We start from the raw sequence: 16125 nt of genomic DNA on the forward strand, positions 1-16125 counted from the left end.
ATTTCAATAAGATCAATTTTACTAAGTTTGTCATAGGCAATATCAAAAAATGCAAACCAAAACACCATATTTTACAGCTTGCAAAGATTGCGAGGGTCTTGGAAAAAAAAAGCGGAGAATCAAAAAAAGTGTAAGGCTGCGCTACCAGTCTGAACTGGAAATTTTTGAAAAAACCAATGGTGAAGGAACCGCTCCTACTCGTCCGGAAGCGCATTTGTACGTTTGTCCCACCTGTTCAGGCTCTGGGTTGATACCGTCTGACAGTTTTCCAGTTCCTGATACAGAAAATCTACCAAACGTGGCGATCATTGGTGCCGGGATTGGTGGTGTTGCATTGGCAGTAGCTTGTTTGCATCGAGGTATTCCTTTTACGATCTATGAGCGGGACAATAGTTTCAATGAGCGCTCGCAAGGCTATGGACTTACTTTGCAGCAAGCCAGCAAAGCAATCGAGGGTTTTGGGATTTTTAACTTAGAAAAAGGTGTGGTTTCTACCAGACATTTGGTTCATACGCCCGACGGAAAAGTGGTTGCAGAATGGGGAATGCGAAAATGGTTGCAAAAGACCGAAAAACAATCACCAAAAAAAACCAATATCCATATTGCCAGACAGTCGCTCCGCTCAGCCTTCATAGAACAATTGGGCGGATATGAAAATATTAAATGGGCACATCAGCTCATTGATTTTAATGAAAATAAAGCCGGTGAAATTAAACTCAACTTCCAAATCGACGGTGAATCAAAAATTGAAAAAGCTGATCTTATAGTAGGTGCAGACGGCATAAGAAGTGCTGTTCGCAATATTTTAATTGGCGAAGAAATTTCTCCATTGCGCTATCTTGACTGCATTGTGATTTTAGGAATTTGTCCGTTGAATGCTTTAGAAAATACAGACCATCATCTGCTGGATTCAGCCACGGTTTTTCAGACAGCGAATGGGAACGAGCGGATTTATATGATGCCATTTGATTCCGATTCTGTAATGTGGCAATTGAGTTTTCCAATGTCCGAAGAAGATGCTAAAAACCTCAGCAACAGAGGTTCGGAAGCGCTCAAACAAGAAGCTATCCGACGAACAAACTGGCACTCGCCTGTCCCGGAAATCATCAGTGCCACATTGGCAAGTCACATTTCCGGATATCCAGTTTATGACCGAGCATTGCTCACACCAGAATTCATGAAAAACTTCGGCAACGCAACATTGATTGGTGATGCCGCACATCCGATGAGTCCCTTCAAAGGGCAAGGTGCCAATCAGGCTTTGCTGGATGCATTATCATTGGTTCGGGGAATTTCAAAACAATGCAAGCCACAATCCGATTGGAAAAAAAGAGGAATCCGCGAAAGTGTACTAAACCATTTCGAATCTGAAATGCTAGAAAGAAGTTCCGTTAAAGTTGAAGATTCTGCCGCTGCTGCAAAATTCCTGCATTCAGAAATTGCACTGTATGAAGGGAATGAACCGCGGGGAAAAGTATTGAAACGGAAAGATCAATGACGAAAAAAGCGGTTACATTTTTTGTAAAACCGCTTTTTTATTTGATTTTTAATCTTAAGGATTCGTTGAGAAAATAGAACCATTGGCAATCAATGCGCGTCTGTTCATCTTCAGGATGTCTCGTACCCATTCTGCAAAATCTTCCGGCTGTAGAACTTTATCTGGGTTTCCGTCTGTCAAACCGCCATTGATGCTCATATCAGAAGCAATCGTACTTGGTGTCAAAGTAATCACACGGATATTTTGTTTTCTCCATTCTGCCATCATCGATTGTGATAATGAAACTACTGCAGCCTTTGATGCGGCGTAAGCTGACATATTCGGGCCACCTTTCAAACCTGCTGTGGAAGCTACATTCACGATATCGCCCTCTCCTTTTTCTTTTAAATAAGGATAAGCCGCTTTCGCTACATAATAAACGCCGAAAAGATTGGTTTTGATGACTTGTTCCCAAGTCTCGGAAGGCATTTCCTCGATGCTTCCAAAGTCACCGATTCCTGCATTATTAACCAAAATATCTACGCCTCCCAATTGGTTTGCAAGAGATTCTATTCCGGCTTTTACTTCCAATTCGTTGTCCACACTGAAAACTGCGTAAGCTACTTTCACGCCAGTTGCTTTCAGTTCGTTTGCTGCTATTTTAAGATAATTTTCGTTTCTTCCTGTGATGCCGACGTTCACGCCTTCATTGGCCAGGATTTGCGCAACCGCTTTCCCAAGGCCTCTTCCACCACCAGTGATGATGGCGTGTTTTCCTTTTAAATTCATTATAATCATTTTGAAGGTGCAAATTTACCAAACGATTGTTTAAAAAAGAAACATTGTAATTAGATTTAATGAAAGTTTATCATTTGGAATTTCGATAACAAAAAAACCAACTCTTGAGAAGTTGGTTTCTTTTAAAAATTAAAATTGAAAAAAAATTATGGAATCTGAACAGCTTCCTTCACCTCAAAATCCTCTGAAGCGGAAAACTGATTGCCGTACATATCCGTTGCACGCACGTCCACTTTATGTTTTCCTATAGTCAGCTTGTTATTAAAACCGCCGACCCAAATGTGCTTAGAAGATTCCGGATTGGAAGGTCTTCTTCCTGGCATCAACGTCTCTGTAGTGTCCCATTTATAAACATCCATTGCAAAGTTGGGATCTATGGTCTCATTGTACTCCATCGCTTTCCACGCATCACCATCAATCCTGTACTCTACTTTGTCGTTTTTGCTTCCCATAAAGAAGTTCGCCAGTACTTTAGCCGAAGTTTTGGACGGATGAGGAATAACTTTCGGAACGTACAATTTGATTTGATAATCATCCGGCTGTCCGGCCGTTTTGTATTTCACTTTGTATTGGTTATCATTAAAACTGATGAACGAATATCCTTTGGCTGTACCGTCTCTCATTGTGGAAGTCGGTAATCCGATATTATCCGCTGTTCCGGACCACCAGTCGCCGCAAGTGGTTCCTGCATTGTATTCATGAAGTTCTTTTGCGCCGTTCCAGCCTTGCGGTTTCCCATAGAAAATCTGCTGCTGAATGTGTGTGTGCGCTGACAAAAGCAATGCATTTTGAAATGGTGCCAGGGCGTCAAACAACTTCTGACGGTCTGCGTTTCTGAAGTTGTCCTCTTTGGTATGATCCAGAGGAATGTGGAAAGACACCACTACCAGTTTATTTTTATCAACCAGTTTCAGATCATTTTCAATGAATTTTAACTGATCTTCACGGAAGCCGCCCCAATAACCGCTTCCGTCTCTTGGATCAGGATAAAGAATATCGTCCAGGATCATAAAATGAACATTGCCATAGTTGAAAGAATAATTGGCAGGACCGAAGTTAGACTCAAAAGTCTCGTCTGAGAACTGGTCTTCTTTCGCTTCATAGTTCATATCGTGATTTCCCATCACGTTGTACCAAGGCAGTCCAACTTCCTTCATCACATCCGCATAAGGCTTTTGCAGACTGAGATCGTTGCCCACTAAATCACCTAAGCTGATGCCGAATACCGCATTTTTCTTGTTGCCTTTCACCTCGTTTACGATGCTTCTCTTGAAATAATCCAGCTCTTTTTTGTTGTAAGGCTGCGGATCTCCGAATACCAGGATATCAAAATCTTTGCTTTCGTTCTGTTTGTTTAATGCAAAATTAAGTTCTTTCGGAAGCGCTCCTGTGGGCGCTGTTCCTTTGTATTTAAAATCTGCCGGCGAACCTTTTGGTTTGTACTGATAATAATACTGAGGCAGATTATTCTCATTCACTGCGGTCATATAACCGGCAGGTTTGATCACAAAAATAATTTGTCCGTCTTCCACCGGCAGGCTGTATCTTCCGTTTTTATCCGTCAGCACCACTTGTGCACCGTTTGAAACTGCCACGCTTGCAATCCCTTTTTCTTTGCTTTCTTTAGTCAGATTTTTGTTGGCATCTTCATATACATAGCCTGAAACAGAAGTCTGGGAGAATGCCATTGCTGAAATCAGCAGACACGGCATTATAAATTTTATAGTCATTATAGAATTTGATTAATTGGTTAAAAAATTATTGATTCCACCATGTTTTCAAGTTGATATCATCGCCACCCATCTGTTGAACGGCTGCCTGGTAATTGGCTGTGTTCAACACTTTTGGATTTGGCGGATACATCAATCTTTGCGGCAGATTACCATTGTTCAAAAGTCCTCCGTTGTTTGGAAGGACTGGGAACCCGGTTCTTCTTTTTTCAAACCACTGCTGCTGATCTACGAAGAAAAGAGACACATATTTTTGAAGAAGAATTCTTTCTAAAGTCCCGTTGAAAGCCACATTGGCATTCGTAAAATAATTGGCAGGCATTGTAGAACCCCACTGCTCGATCGTGGCTTTTACACCAGCTTCATAAAAAGACTGTGCACTTCCCGAAATGATGCCTTTGAAAGCCAATTCAGACAAAGTAAACTGCAGCTCCGCATACGGATAAACAAGGATATTCAGTGGTGCTTTTGCCAGATTCTGGTTCATCCCGGAAGGCTGATAAGTAAAAACCGTTCCGTAAGTGTAGCCAGACGGCGCACCTTTGTAACCGATATTGACATTGTTCAGATCTTTTGCCTGACCAAAAAATAAGGCCATTCTCGGATCATTATTAGCCTTCAGCGTTTCAACAAAAAATGCGGAAGCTGCCCTTCCAGTCGTGAAATCCTGCGGTCTGGCAATCGGCGGCAGAAGCGGCGCAACGCCTGTCACATTTAGTTTTGCCGTGTCTGCATTGCTTTGGAAAATCGGATAAAGCGTTGGGTTGTTGACGATTTCTTTGATTCTGTCATAGACATTTACTTCGCCGTTTTTCTTTAAAATCCTTGTCAGTAGTCTTAATGAAAGTGAATTACAGAATTTTTTCCAGTTGTTGATTCCGTTGACATCGGTTTCAGCCTTGTAGAAAAGGTCAGATCCTGTCAGCAATTTTGTAGGTACAAAAAGTGAGTTGGCCGTTTTCAAATCTTCTAATAACTGAATATAAATATCCTTCTGCTTATCAAACTTAGGCTGAGGAATCGCATCGTCCAGTCTGGAAGCTTCACTGAAAGGGACATCACCATAAGTATCCGTCAAATTTGAATAAACCCAGGCATTCAGAACCATTGCAATCGCCTGATAGTTGGCATCATTGTCACGGATTGCCGCTTTTTTCATATCGTTGATCTGCATCAGCCATTTGTAGCTGTTGTTCCAGAATCCTGCACCTGTATTTTCCGTCAGATAATATCGGCTCAAAGAGTTTCCTTCATTCGGAAAATCCAGAGAAACCTGCATTATATCGAAAGTAAAATCATTGGCTCTCATATAATTGACCGCTGACATATTGTACTGTATCGGCACCAAAAGTTTGGAAGCCACAGGATCACTGATTCTGCTGTTGTCCACATTCACCTCATCCAGATTCCTGTCACACGAGACGGAAACCAGGCTAAGTCCTGATATTAATATTATATTTAAAAGTAATTTTTTCATGTTTCTTTAATTTTAGAACTTCACATTTAGCTGAACACCTACTGTTCTGGCGGTTGGCAATTGTCCCATCTCCACACCCGGCGTAATCTGATTGTCGTTTAGCGTTGCAGCTTCCGGATCGAAAAGCGGGAACTTGGTCCACATCCAGAGATTTCTTCCGAATAAGGCTAAGGTCAAATCTGTAATTTTAAGTTGCTCCGTCACTTTTTTAGAAAATGAATAGGAAATCCTGGCATCTCTCAACTTGATAAATGAAGTATCAAAAGTGTTGGTTTCCACGTTGGCTCTTCTGTAGAAATCTGCGTAATAAGCAGATGCCAAGACACCTTTTGTATTCTGAGAGAAAGATCCGTCCGCATTTTGTACTACACCATCGCCGATGATCAAACCATCCGGATTATCTCTACCAACTAAGGTATGCTTCAGTTTCCCCTGTTCTGTCATTTTATGGTGAGACTGGGAATAAGCCATTCCTTTGTACTGACCGTCAAATGAGAAACTTACACTCACATTCTTGTACCGGAATTCATTTTGAAGGCCTGCTCTCCATTTTGCATAGGCGTTGCCGATTTTCTTCATCTGCGTTGGTTTTCCTGTAAGACCATCGCTTCCGAAAATCACTTTTCCGTCAGGGGAATACATCAATCCGTAACCGTACATATCACCCAAAGAACCACCAACCACTGCGTTGTAATAAACCACACCACCAACACTTCCCATCGTATAAGGTTCACCGTGAAACTCTTCTGGAATAGATAGGATCTCGTTTTTGTTGGTTGACCAGTTGGCGTTAATGCTCCAGGAGAAGTTTTTATTCTTGATTGGATAAGTGTTCAAAGTCATTTCCAGACCTCTGTTTCTCACTTCACCAGCATTGATAACTCTTGCGCTGTAGCCAGTTTCCCATAAAGCAGGAATCTGAACGATCTGATCTTTTGAATTGTTCTGATAAGCCGTAATCGTATAATTGATTCTGTTTTTAAGAATTGTAAAATCCATTCCCGCCTCGATATTGGTAATCATATTCGGTTTAAGGTTCGGATTTGGATACAATGACGGCGATTGAACAGAACCTGCAAAATCACTGTTGTTATAATATTTAATTAATTGATAAGGATTGGTGTCATTTCCAACCTGCGACCAGGATGCTCTAAGCTTCCAGTAATTAAACTGATTGGAAGATATTTTGAAAATATCAGAAATGATAAAAGATGTAGCCACTGATGGATAGAAGTAAGAACGGTTTGCCTTGGGAAGCGTGCTGCTCCAGTCATTTCGGGCTGTAACATCCAAAAATGCTAAGTTTTTGTAGCCTAAAGTTGCCAAGCCGTAAGTACTGTTCACCTGCTTGTCACTTGGCGTAGCAAACTTGATAATGCTCGATATTCCGTTTGGCATCGTGTAAAGACCCGGTTTCAGAAGGCCGTCTGCCAGATAATCATTCATTGTATATTCTGAGTAGCGGATATTTCCACCGGCAGAAGCACTGAAATCGAAATCATTGAATTTATTTTTGTAAGTAAACAAAATATCGTTATTCAAGTCCATCAATCGGATGTATTGCTCTCTGTACATCCCCTGAAGGTAATTGGCTGAATTCCAAGGTCTTTTCTGTGTACGCTCCTCATTGGTCAATTCCATTCCGGATCTCAACATCACTTCGAAATTCTTTGTGATTTTATAATTCAGGTTGACATTTCCTGTGATGAAGTTTTTGTCCACACCATTCAGCATTTCGTAAGCAATCAAATATGGATTATCTATAAATGAACTGAAAGGATGAATCTGCTCTACCTGATCTTTCCCTGCTTTCCAGATTGGTTTGTACCAGGACAGATCAACATTCGGATTCTGGAAAATCATAAAATAAGAGATCGACTGGTTGCTGTATCCTGTTGCAGGCAGATTGTCGCTCTTTGTTTTGTTATAATTAAATTTAATCCCTACTTTCAGTTTCTCATTCAGTTTGTGATCTACGGAGAATGCGGCATTTAATCTGGTGAAACCTGTATTTGGCATCATCCATTCATTCTTAAGATAAGTTAAAGATGAACGGAAAGATGTATTTTCATTAGACGCTTCTAGTGAAATGTTGTTTGAGAAAGTCGTTCCGGTTTGCCAGAAATCTTTGATATTGTTTTTGTAAGGTCTCCAAAGTTGTCTCGTTGCGCTTTGACCTTCTATGGTAGGATCGTATTGAAAGAAATACTGTCCGTCAAATCTTGGTCCGAAAGCACTACTTGTACTTCCAGTATTCACGCCGTCAGCAGAAGCCTGGTAAGAATAAAAATAATTGCCTTTCGCATCTTTCTGCATTGTTCCCTGCCCGTATTCATACTGATAATCCGGCCATTTCAGAACAGTATCATAGCTGGAATAGGAATTTAAAGAGACCTGCACTTTACCCAACCTACTCTTCCCGGATTTGGTGGTGATCATAATTGCACCGCCAGCACCTCGGGAACCGTAAAGTGCGGATGCGGTAGAACCTTTCAGAACTGTAATTGTTTCGATATCATCCGGATTAATGGTGTTGATGCCATTTCCGTAATCGATTGGCAAATCTGCCTTGGAGCCTGCACCATAAGCAGAAAAACCTGTTCCCGTAGTCGTGTTGTTCATTGGAACACCGTCCACAACGATCAACGCATTATTCTCGGCTGGATTCATAGAAATATCACCACGCAATTTGATGGTAGAACTTCCCAATGGTCCGGCGCCAGCCGTCTGAATCTTAAGTCCTGCCACTTTTCCTTCCAAAGCCTGAGACCAGTTGTTATTTTGGGTTCTGGACAATTCATCAGATTTGATCGTTTCTGCGACATATCCCAAAGATCTGTCCTGTCGTTTGATCCCCAAAGCCGTTACTACGACCTCATCAATTGTTTTTACCGTGTCCTTTTTAGCTTTTTCCTGAGCCGTCAGATTTACACTGACCAATCCCAAGAGAGCCAAAGCCAACAACTTCTGTGTTTCTTTACGCATATCCTTTTTGTTTGCGCAAAATTAGATCGACACTGTGACTAGGATTTTAACAACGTTTTAACATTCATTAAAGAATTTTTAAACAAAATATGAACGCTTCATAAACAGAAGCACTTACGATTTTGATAAACAACAGTTTAACATAATTAAGCAATATTAATACGTCCTGATGTAATCATTTAAATAACTTTATGCTCTTTATCTCCTATGAATAAAGGAAACCTCAAATAAAGACAATATGTTTTCTACCGAACAAAAATCTCATTCAGCGACAAAACAAAAACCTGTCTTCCAAAAGAAAACAGGTTATATAATCTGTGTGTTCGAAAAAAAATTAGCTAGTTATTTTTCAGCTGCTCGGGAATATTGGTGGTCACAAAATCGATTCCCTGCTCTTTCAGCTTTTTATAAATTTCAATATCATTTACCGTCCAGGAATTGGTAATCAATCCCAATGATTTTGCATCAGCAATCCACGTTGGATTTTTCTGGAATATGCTGTAATGATAGTCAATTCCGTCCAGTCCTTCGTTTTTAATCTGCTGAGGAGACAGCTCGCCTTTCAGATACTGAACTTTGAATCTCGGTTCCAGTTTTTTGATTTCTTTGCAGATGTTCAAGCTGAAAGAGATAAACTCACATTGGCTCTCCAGCTTCATTTCTTTGATCATTTTTAGGGTTTTCGCCGTCAATTCATCTTCTTTTTCCTTCGTTTTATCGGGCTTGATTTCGACAATTAATTTTAATAATTTGTCTTTTTTGCCTTGTTTTAGATAATCTTTCAACGTCGGATAATTTTCACCATTTGATAATTTCACTTTTTCCAGCGTCTTAAAGTCGGTCTCAGAAATCTCCATTTCGCCGTGATGCTCATCGTGATTGACTACCAAAACGCCGTCTTTCGACATCCTGACATCGAATTCTGAACCATAGATTTTCAAATCCTGTGCATTTTCCAATGACTTAAGAGAATTTTCAGTCGTAGGCAGATTGGTCTGCCAGTAACCTCTGTGGGCGATGATTTGGGTTTGAGCATTCATAAAAACGGTGGTTAAAAGTGTAAACCCTAAGATAAACTTTTTCATAAATTCTTTAAAATATTCTTCTACATTATTATTAATTTCACTCTAGGTGAACCGCTGCAAAATTAAAAAGAGATTTTAAAGTTCAGTTTAATTCTGATTAACATTTATTGAATCTAATATTAAATTTAACCACGCATTTTCCTTAATACTTATTATTTTTGCTTCAAATAAATTTCTCCGATGTCCGAAAATATCCAGCAAAAGATAGAACAGCTCCGCAAAGAACTCAATCAGCATAATGAAAACTATTATCTGATGGATGAGCCCAGCATCTCTGACCTTGAATTTGATTTATTATTAAAAGAGCTTCAGGATTTGGAAGCCAAACACCCTGAATTTCACGATGACAATTCTCCGACTGTGCGTGTTGGTGGCGGTGTGACAAAGATTTTCCCGACCATTCAGCATCAGTTCAGAATGTATTCTCTGGATAATTCTTACGATTTTGACGACCTGGCAGATTGGGAAAAACGCATCATTAAAACCATCGATGAACCTGTAGAATTTGTTGCGGAATTAAAATATGATGGTGCTTCGATTTCTATTTTATATGAAAACGGAAAATTAGTTCAGGCTGTCACTCGTGGCGACGGTTTTCAGGGTGATGAAATTACATCCAACGTAAAAACCATTTCAGACATTCCGGTAAAACTGACCGGAGATTTTCCTGAGCGTTTCTTTATGCGTGGTGAAATTTATTTAACAAGAAAAAATTTCGATAAAATCAACAAACAGCGTGAGGAAGAAGGTCTTGATTTGTTTATGAATCCTAGAAATACGGCAAGCGGAAGTTTGAAGATGCAGGACAGCGGTGAAGTGAGAAAACGAAGATTATCTTCAGTTTTATATCAATTTGTTGCTCAGGAAACTTCAGCAGAAAGCCATTGGGAATTGCTTCACAAAGCGCAGGATTGGGGTTTTACCATATCAGCTCAGACAAAACTTTGCAAGAATTTAGAAGAAATTAAAGAATTCATCAACTTCTGGGATACGGAAAGACATAATCTCCCTTTTGAAATTGACGGAATTGTATTGAAAGTCAATTCATTAAAGCAACAGAGACAACTCGGTTATACGGCAAAATCTCCACGTTGGGCTATGGCATATAAATTTAAAGCCGAAAAAGTAGAAACTGAATTGCAAAGTGTATCTTATCAGGTTGGAAGAACCGGAGCAATTACCCCTGTTGCTAATCTAAAGCCTGTTTTATTAGCCGGAACCACCGTAAAACGTGCCTCTCTTCACAATGAAGACATCATTAAAAAACTCGGTTTGCACGAGCACGATTTTGTGTATGTGGAAAAAGGCGGGGAAATTATTCCTAAAATTGTCGGTGTCAACACAGAAAAAAGAACGTCAGAAAGTAAAGAAGTTAAATACATCAAAAACTGTCCGGAATGCGGAACTGCATTGATAAAACTGGAAGACCAGGCGATTCATTTTTGCCCGAACGATTTGCATTGTCCGCCTCAGGTTGTCGGCAGAATGATTCATTATGTTTCCCGAAAGGCTTTGAATATTGATAATTTGGGAAGTGAAACCATCGAACAGCTTTACAAAGAAAAACTGATTGAAAACCCTGCAGATTTTTATGCCTTGACGAAAGAACAGATTCTTCCCCTGGAAAGAATGGCTGAAAAATCGGCTCAGAATATTATTGACGGAATTGAAAAATCGAAAGAAATTCCGTTTGAAAAAGTTTTGTTTGGAATTGGTATTAAACACGTTGGAGAAACGGTTGCCAAGAAATTGGTAAAGAACTTCAACACGATTGATGATTTGAAAAAAGCGACTGCAGAAGAATTGTGTCAGGTGGAAGATATTGGTGGTAAAATCGCTGTGAGCATTGTTGATTTCTTTAATAATCCTGAAAATATTTTGATGCTGGAACGTCTGAAATCTTATGGCGTACAGTTGGAAAAAGGAGAAAACACCAATGAGGTTTTATCAAATGCTTTAGAAGGAAAAACATTTCTATTTACAGGAAAATTATCATTATTTACAAGAGAATCCGCCGAAGAAATGGTTGAAAAACACGGCGGAAAAAATATTTCTGCGGTTTCTAAAAACCTGAATTATCTGGTGGTTGGAGAAAAAGCCGGAAGCAAGTTGAAGAAGGCGCAGGATATTGGAACGATTACAATTTTGGATGAACAGGAGTTTTTGGATTTGATTGGGTAAAAAAAGAGTCACGACAAATAAACAAGAATCAGGACTTGTCATTTAATATATAAAACAAAACTCTCATATTAAATTCTCTGAGAGTTTTGTTTTGTTATTTACTGATTTTTCTTCAGCCATTCCAGACGACGCTGGTCTGGAAGATGTTTAACAGAGAAGTTTTCGAAGGTTGCTTTGAAGCCGTTTCCATCGGGACTGGCTGCCATAAAACCAACCTGAACTGGCGTATTATCTTGCAAATAAGCATTACGCATCATCACATATTCTTTGTCATCGAATGAATAGAAAATTTCGACAGCATCTAATCTTCTAACAGCTTTTATCCAGACGAAAGGTGGTGTTTTTTCGAGGACAATAACGCTCCAATCGCTGGTTTTGTGAGTAACAACTGTGCTTAGATTGAATTTCCCGTCCACAAATTCTACTCCGGCTTTGATATAATTTTGTTCATCGATTCTCAGCATCAATCCCATCTGGTCGAAGCGGGCTTTGTAATCTCCTGTGATTTTTACTTTGGTTTCGAATTCTCCACCGTAAGTTGAGTAATAAAACGGCGCATCATCTACTGTAAAACCATAATGCGAAATTCGCCAGTAATCGCTTTGCGGCGTGACGTTCATTATCAGTTTTTTGTCTTTGATTTCCCACTTAGAAGGTTCGTTGAACCACGTCATTTTTTCGAGAGATTGGGCTTCTAGTCCTGAAAACAAATTCAGAAATATAATTGAGGACAGTATTATTTTTTTCATTTTAATCTTAATTGATTTTATAATTCTCGGATTACTTTACACGGATTTCCGACTGCTAAAACATTGGCAGGAATATCTTTTGTGACCACACTTCCTGCTCCGATTACCGTATTATCGCCAATCGTAACGCCGGGTAGAATGCTGCAACCTGCGCCAATCCAGACATTGTTTCCCACTGTGATTGGATATGCATATTCCAAAGCTTTGTTGCGCTGCTCTACATCGAACGGATGGCCAGCCGTATAAAATCCGCAGTTGGGTGCAATCATTACGTTGTCTCCGAAAGTGACTTTTGCACAATCGAGAATCACGACGTTAACATTGGTGTAGAAATTCTCACCAATCTCAATATTGTAGCCGTAATCGCAGTAGAACGGTTGCTCGATATGGAACATTTTCCCGGTTTTGCCGAAGAGTTTTTTGATTAAAGCTTTTCTCTCTTTCAGCTTGGAAGGTTGGAGATGGTTGTATTCAAAACAGAGGTCTTTGGAAATATTTCTTTCTTTGATTAAGTGTTTATCGGACGCATCATAGATTTCTCCGCTCAGCATTTTTTCTTTTTCGGTTGGATTATTCATTGTACTTTTACTTTGATAAAGGACAAATGTATGGTGTTTGGCTGTTTTTATCAATACTGATTTATAACCAATTTATAATGAAACCCATTCAATCCGACCTCAACGAAAAACTCTTACAACAGGAATTCTCTTCCTCTCCCGAAAGTGAAAACCTCCAGCTTCAAAAATGTCAGGAAATAGCGCAAAATTTTGTTGAATTAGAAAATGGAATTGCAGTTTTGAGTGACCTTCAAAACAATAAAAGTTATGTCTACTCGGGGAAGTTGGCTGATGAACTACAAATTTTTCAAGGACAAAATACTCAGGAAATCGAAAGTATTTGGGAAGAGGAACTTTTTACGATGTTAAATGCTGAAGATGTTTTGCAGAAGCATTTGCTGGAGCTTCAGTTTTTTCAGTTTATTAAGACCATTCCGTTTGAGGAGCACAAAGATTATTGCGTGGTCAGCAGGTTGAGGATTGCTGATAATGAAAATCAAAAAGCGCTTTTGCATAAAATGTTCTACTTCACCAACGCTAATGATAAAAATGTGGAACTGGCACTTTGCCTTTATCATTTTGATTTTCTGAATTCTTCGCTTCATCACGGGATGATCATCAATACAGCGAACAGTTCTGTCATTCATCAGACAGAAGCTGGAAATTCCGCTTTTCTTTCGGTTCGGGAAAAGGAGATTTTGAAGATGATTCAGGGAGGGAAACGGAGCAGGGAGATAGCCGACGTTCTCTTTATCAGCATCAATACTGTGAATCGCCATCGGCAGAATATTCTCGAAAAGATGCGGGTTTCTAACACTACGGAAGCTTGTACGATGGCTTCAAAACTGAATTGGATTTAGTAATGCTTCCAGTACCGAGCGATACTAACATCTAGTACCGCTCGGTACTAACGTCTGGTTACGCTCGGTACTAACACTTAATGATACCCGACACTGGACTTCGGTTACAAACAATCTATTGCTTTATTGCTCCTCGCTCTCCAATTCTTTCAGATTCTTGTCCTTCATCTTGGCTTCGATTTTCTCAACTTTCAGGCTCTGGCGTAGAAATCCGAAGAGACTCATATACCAATTGGCAACCCAAACTAAAGCGAAAAATGCTAAAAGGTAACCAAGCCAATCAGGATATAAAAGTTTGAACTGTGTGATAATAAGAAAAATCAAACTGATATAATGGCTGAAGCAATACTCGCAGGTGAAGAGATAAAAGAATTTTCTTTTCACAAGCGACTTGGAAGTACCACAAACATTTTGACAATATTCTCTGGGTTCCCGGAAAATCTCCTCGTGAGTGACCGTCCAAGCGACGCAGGCAACTGGAATTGCAATGACAAATAGATAGATAATTTGAGAGGCAAGAGACATCATAGTTTTGGTTTTGAAGTGATTCTGAATTAATTGATTAGCAGTAAAATCAGTGCCAAAAAAAACTCAGAACCATTTCTGGTCCTGAGTTTTACACAAATAACTAAAAATAAATATTAATGCGCTGAGCTGAGGTCAATCTTCTCACCCTTGCCTTTGCGTTCTCTTACGAATAATACGAACGGAATACAGATCAAAAACATCAATCCCAAATAAAGGAAAACGTCCATATAAGACAGAACCGTCGCCTGTTTCGTCACGCCATAGTCCAAAATCTGATAAGCTGATTGAAGTGCTTTGTCCGGTGCCATTCCTTTGGCTATAAAACTGGCCTTGAGACCGGCAACTCTCTGCTGAACATCCAGGTCATTGACATCCAAATGTGCTACAAGCGTGCTTCTGTAAAGCTCACTTTTGTTGGCGATGAATGTGGTAATCGCAGCAATACCGAATGATCCACCCAATTGACGCATCATTCCTGTAAACGCTGCTCCCTGGCCAATCTCGGCACCTTTCAATGTACTTAATGACAATGATGTGATCGGAATAAATAACAATCCCAACCCCATTCCGCGGACAATCAACATCCAGAAGAAAGCGTCTTTCCCTGTATCCGGCGTAATAATCTTGTAGCCCCAGAAACTATAGACGAAGAATACCAATAATCCCAAAGCAACCAAGATCTGCTGTTTCACTCCTCTTGTAAGTAACTGTCCGATGATCGGCATCATAAAAGCGGTGGTCAGTGCTGCAGGAATCATTAATGCTCCTGATTGCAGTGCCGTCCACCCGAGAATACTCTGCGTATAAAGTGGCACTATGAATGTAGAACCGTACAAACCAAATCCTAAAACGAAGGACATAATGGTTCCGATCCTCAGGTTTCCGTTCTTCAAAACTCTAAGTTCTACAATTGGATATTTGAAGGTAAGTTCGCGCCAAATGAATAAGATAAATCCTACGACTGCTGTGATTGTCAGGAAAACGATAGCTTTACTTTCGAACCAATCGTCCTCGTGGCCTCTTTCCAAAATGTATTGCAAAGAACCTACGAAAGCTGCCAACAATCCGATCCCTGCCCAATCGACATCGGAAGCAGAGCGTTTTTCGGAATATCGTGGACTCTTCACAAACTGAATCGTCAATAATGTGGCGATGATCCCCAAAGGAATATTAATGTAAAAAATAAATGGCCAGCTGTAATTATCAACAATATAACCTCCCAATGGCGGACCTAAAGTTGGACCAATAATTACTCCCAAACCATAAATAGCTTGAGCCATACTTCTCTTCTCAACCGGATAGGATTCTGTAATGATCGTCTGCGAAGTTACCAAAAGTGCTCCACCTCCGACTCCCTGCATAAATCTGAAAAATACAAGTTCCCAAATGTTGGTGGCATTACCACAGAGAAAAGAAAAAATTGTGAATATAATGATGGAAGCCGCAAAGTAATTTCGTCTACCGAACTGCTGAGACAACCAGCTTGTCATCGGAACGATAATTACGTTACCAATGGCATAAGCGGTGATGACCCAACCCACTTCGGAAAGTGTGGCACCAAGATTACCTTTCATCTCATTAAGGGCCACATTCACAATCGTGGAATCCACGATTTCCAGAAGGGCGCACATAATGGCTGTTATAGTAATAATGGTTCTGCGGAATCCATATTCTACTAATGAATCGTCTTGCATAATA

The 16125-nt window shown here is 40.0% G+C and carries 12 protein-coding genes; 3 read left to right on the forward strand and 9 right to left on the reverse strand.

Translation table 11 applies throughout. From position 1 onward, the window contains the following. The first annotated feature begins 49 nt into the window (after positions 1-49). Positions 50-1498 carry an FAD-dependent oxidoreductase gene (locus OPU68_RS06925; RefSeq protein ID WP_498473285.1) on the forward strand — a complete coding sequence of 483 codons (1449 nt, stop codon included), beginning with the start codon at positions 50-52 and terminating at the stop codon, positions 1496-1498. 54 nt (positions 1499-1552) lie between these two features. Here the strand turns inward: OPU68_RS06925 and OPU68_RS06930 are convergent, their stop codons facing one another. From OPU68_RS06930 to OPU68_RS06950, 5 genes are all read right to left on the reverse strand, one after another. Beyond that, entirely contained in the window at positions 1553-2266 is a 714-nt protein-coding gene (locus tag OPU68_RS06930) for a 3-ketoacyl-ACP reductase (protein WP_498473286.1), read from the reverse strand. A 155-nt stretch (positions 2267-2421) separates the two neighbouring features. Then, the gene (locus tag OPU68_RS06935) at positions 2422-4005 is read right to left on the reverse strand and encodes a calcineurin-like phosphoesterase C-terminal domain-containing protein (RefSeq protein WP_498473287.1); all 1584 of its coding nucleotides are present in this window, start codon (positions 4003-4005) and stop codon (positions 2422-2424) included. A 28-nt stretch (positions 4006-4033) separates the two neighbouring features. After that, positions 4034-5482, reverse strand: a complete 1449-nt coding sequence (locus tag OPU68_RS06940; RefSeq protein ID WP_498473288.1) for a SusD/RagB family nutrient-binding outer membrane lipoprotein — start codon at positions 5480-5482, stop codon at positions 4034-4036. 12 nt (positions 5483-5494) lie between these two features. After that, positions 5495-8467, reverse strand: coding sequence for a SusC/RagA family TonB-linked outer membrane protein (locus OPU68_RS06945; RefSeq protein WP_498473289.1), 2973 nt, complete (start codon positions 8465-8467; stop codon positions 5495-5497). A gap of 338 nt (positions 8468-8805) precedes the next feature. Further along, on the reverse strand, positions 8806-9552 hold the full coding sequence (locus tag OPU68_RS06950; RefSeq protein ID WP_498473290.1) for a glycerophosphodiester phosphodiesterase: 747 nt from the start codon (positions 9550-9552) through the stop codon (positions 8806-8808). 180 nt (positions 9553-9732) lie between these two features. On the opposite strand from OPU68_RS06950, the gene ligA reads away from it, so the two are divergent. Further along, a complete protein-coding gene (gene ligA / locus OPU68_RS06955) occupies positions 9733-11733 on the forward strand; it encodes an NAD-dependent DNA ligase LigA (RefSeq protein ID WP_498473291.1) in 2001 nt (666 codons plus the stop codon). A gap of 98 nt (positions 11734-11831) precedes the next feature. Here ligA and OPU68_RS06960 read toward each other — a convergent pair whose 3' ends face one another. Then, positions 11832-12482: a DUF1349 domain-containing protein gene (locus OPU68_RS06960; protein WP_498473292.1), complete on the reverse strand. Its 651-nt coding sequence runs from the start codon at positions 12480-12482 to the stop codon at positions 11832-11834. A gap of 17 nt (positions 12483-12499) precedes the next feature. Then, complete coding sequence (locus OPU68_RS06965; protein WP_498473293.1) at positions 12500-13060, reverse strand: sugar O-acetyltransferase; 561 nt, start codon at positions 13058-13060, stop codon at positions 12500-12502. A 77-nt stretch (positions 13061-13137) separates the two neighbouring features. Between OPU68_RS06965 and OPU68_RS06970 the strand changes: the two genes are divergently transcribed. Then, the gene (locus tag OPU68_RS06970; protein WP_498473294.1) at positions 13138-13899 is read left to right on the forward strand and encodes a response regulator transcription factor; all 762 of its coding nucleotides are present in this window, start codon (positions 13138-13140) and stop codon (positions 13897-13899) included. Positions 13900-14022: 123 nt separating this feature from the next. Here the strand turns inward: OPU68_RS06970 and OPU68_RS06975 are convergent, their stop codons facing one another. Both OPU68_RS06975 and OPU68_RS06980 read right to left on the reverse strand, forming a co-directional pair. Beyond that, entirely contained in the window at positions 14023-14427 is a 405-nt protein-coding gene (locus tag OPU68_RS06975) for a hypothetical protein (RefSeq protein WP_498473295.1), read from the reverse strand. A 113-nt stretch (positions 14428-14540) separates the two neighbouring features. Continuing rightward, positions 14541-16121: a DHA2 family efflux MFS transporter permease subunit gene (locus tag OPU68_RS06980; RefSeq protein WP_498473296.1), complete on the reverse strand. Its 1581-nt coding sequence runs from the start codon at positions 16119-16121 to the stop codon at positions 14541-14543. Positions 16122-16125: the final 4 nt, after the last annotated feature.

The organism is Chryseobacterium sp. TB1-D10 (genome assembly GCF_059803555.1).

What these genes read in the sequence shown, in the direction of transcription:
- OPU68_RS06965 (WP_498473293.1), bottom strand. Translation starts at nt 13,060, where the DNA reads ATGAATAATCCAACCGAAAAAGAAAAAATGCTGAGCGGAGAAATCTAT.
- OPU68_RS06970 (WP_498473294.1), top strand. Translation starts at nt 13,138, where the DNA reads ATGAAACCCATTCAATCCGACCTCAACGAAAAACTCTTACAACAGGAA.
- OPU68_RS06935 (WP_498473287.1), bottom strand. Translation starts at nt 4,005, where the DNA reads ATGACTATAAAATTTATAATGCCGTGTCTGCTGATTTCAGCAATGGCA.
- OPU68_RS06930 (WP_498473286.1), bottom strand. Translation starts at nt 2,266, where the DNA reads ATGAATTTAAAAGGAAAACACGCCATCATCACTGGTGGTGGAAGAGGC.
- OPU68_RS06950 (WP_498473290.1), bottom strand. Translation starts at nt 9,552, where the DNA reads ATGAAAAAGTTTATCTTAGGGTTTACACTTTTAACCACCGTTTTTATG.
- OPU68_RS06975 (WP_498473295.1), bottom strand. Translation starts at nt 14,427, where the DNA reads ATGATGTCTCTTGCCTCTCAAATTATCTATCTATTTGTCATTGCAATT.
- OPU68_RS06945 (WP_498473289.1), bottom strand. Translation starts at nt 8,467, where the DNA reads ATGCGTAAAGAAACACAGAAGTTGTTGGCTTTGGCTCTCTTGGGATTG.
- OPU68_RS06980 (WP_498473296.1), bottom strand. Translation starts at nt 16,121, where the DNA reads ATGCAAGACGATTCATTAGTAGAATATGGATTCCGCAGAACCATTATT.
- OPU68_RS06925 (WP_498473285.1), top strand. Translation starts at nt 50, where the DNA reads ATGCAAACCAAAACACCATATTTTACAGCTTGCAAAGATTGCGAGGGT.
- ligA (WP_498473291.1), top strand. Translation starts at nt 9,733, where the DNA reads ATGTCCGAAAATATCCAGCAAAAGATAGAACAGCTCCGCAAAGAACTC.
- OPU68_RS06940 (WP_498473288.1), bottom strand. Translation starts at nt 5,482, where the DNA reads ATGAAAAAATTACTTTTAAATATAATATTAATATCAGGACTTAGCCTG.
- OPU68_RS06960 (WP_498473292.1), bottom strand. Translation starts at nt 12,482, where the DNA reads ATGAAAAAAATAATACTGTCCTCAATTATATTTCTGAATTTGTTTTCA.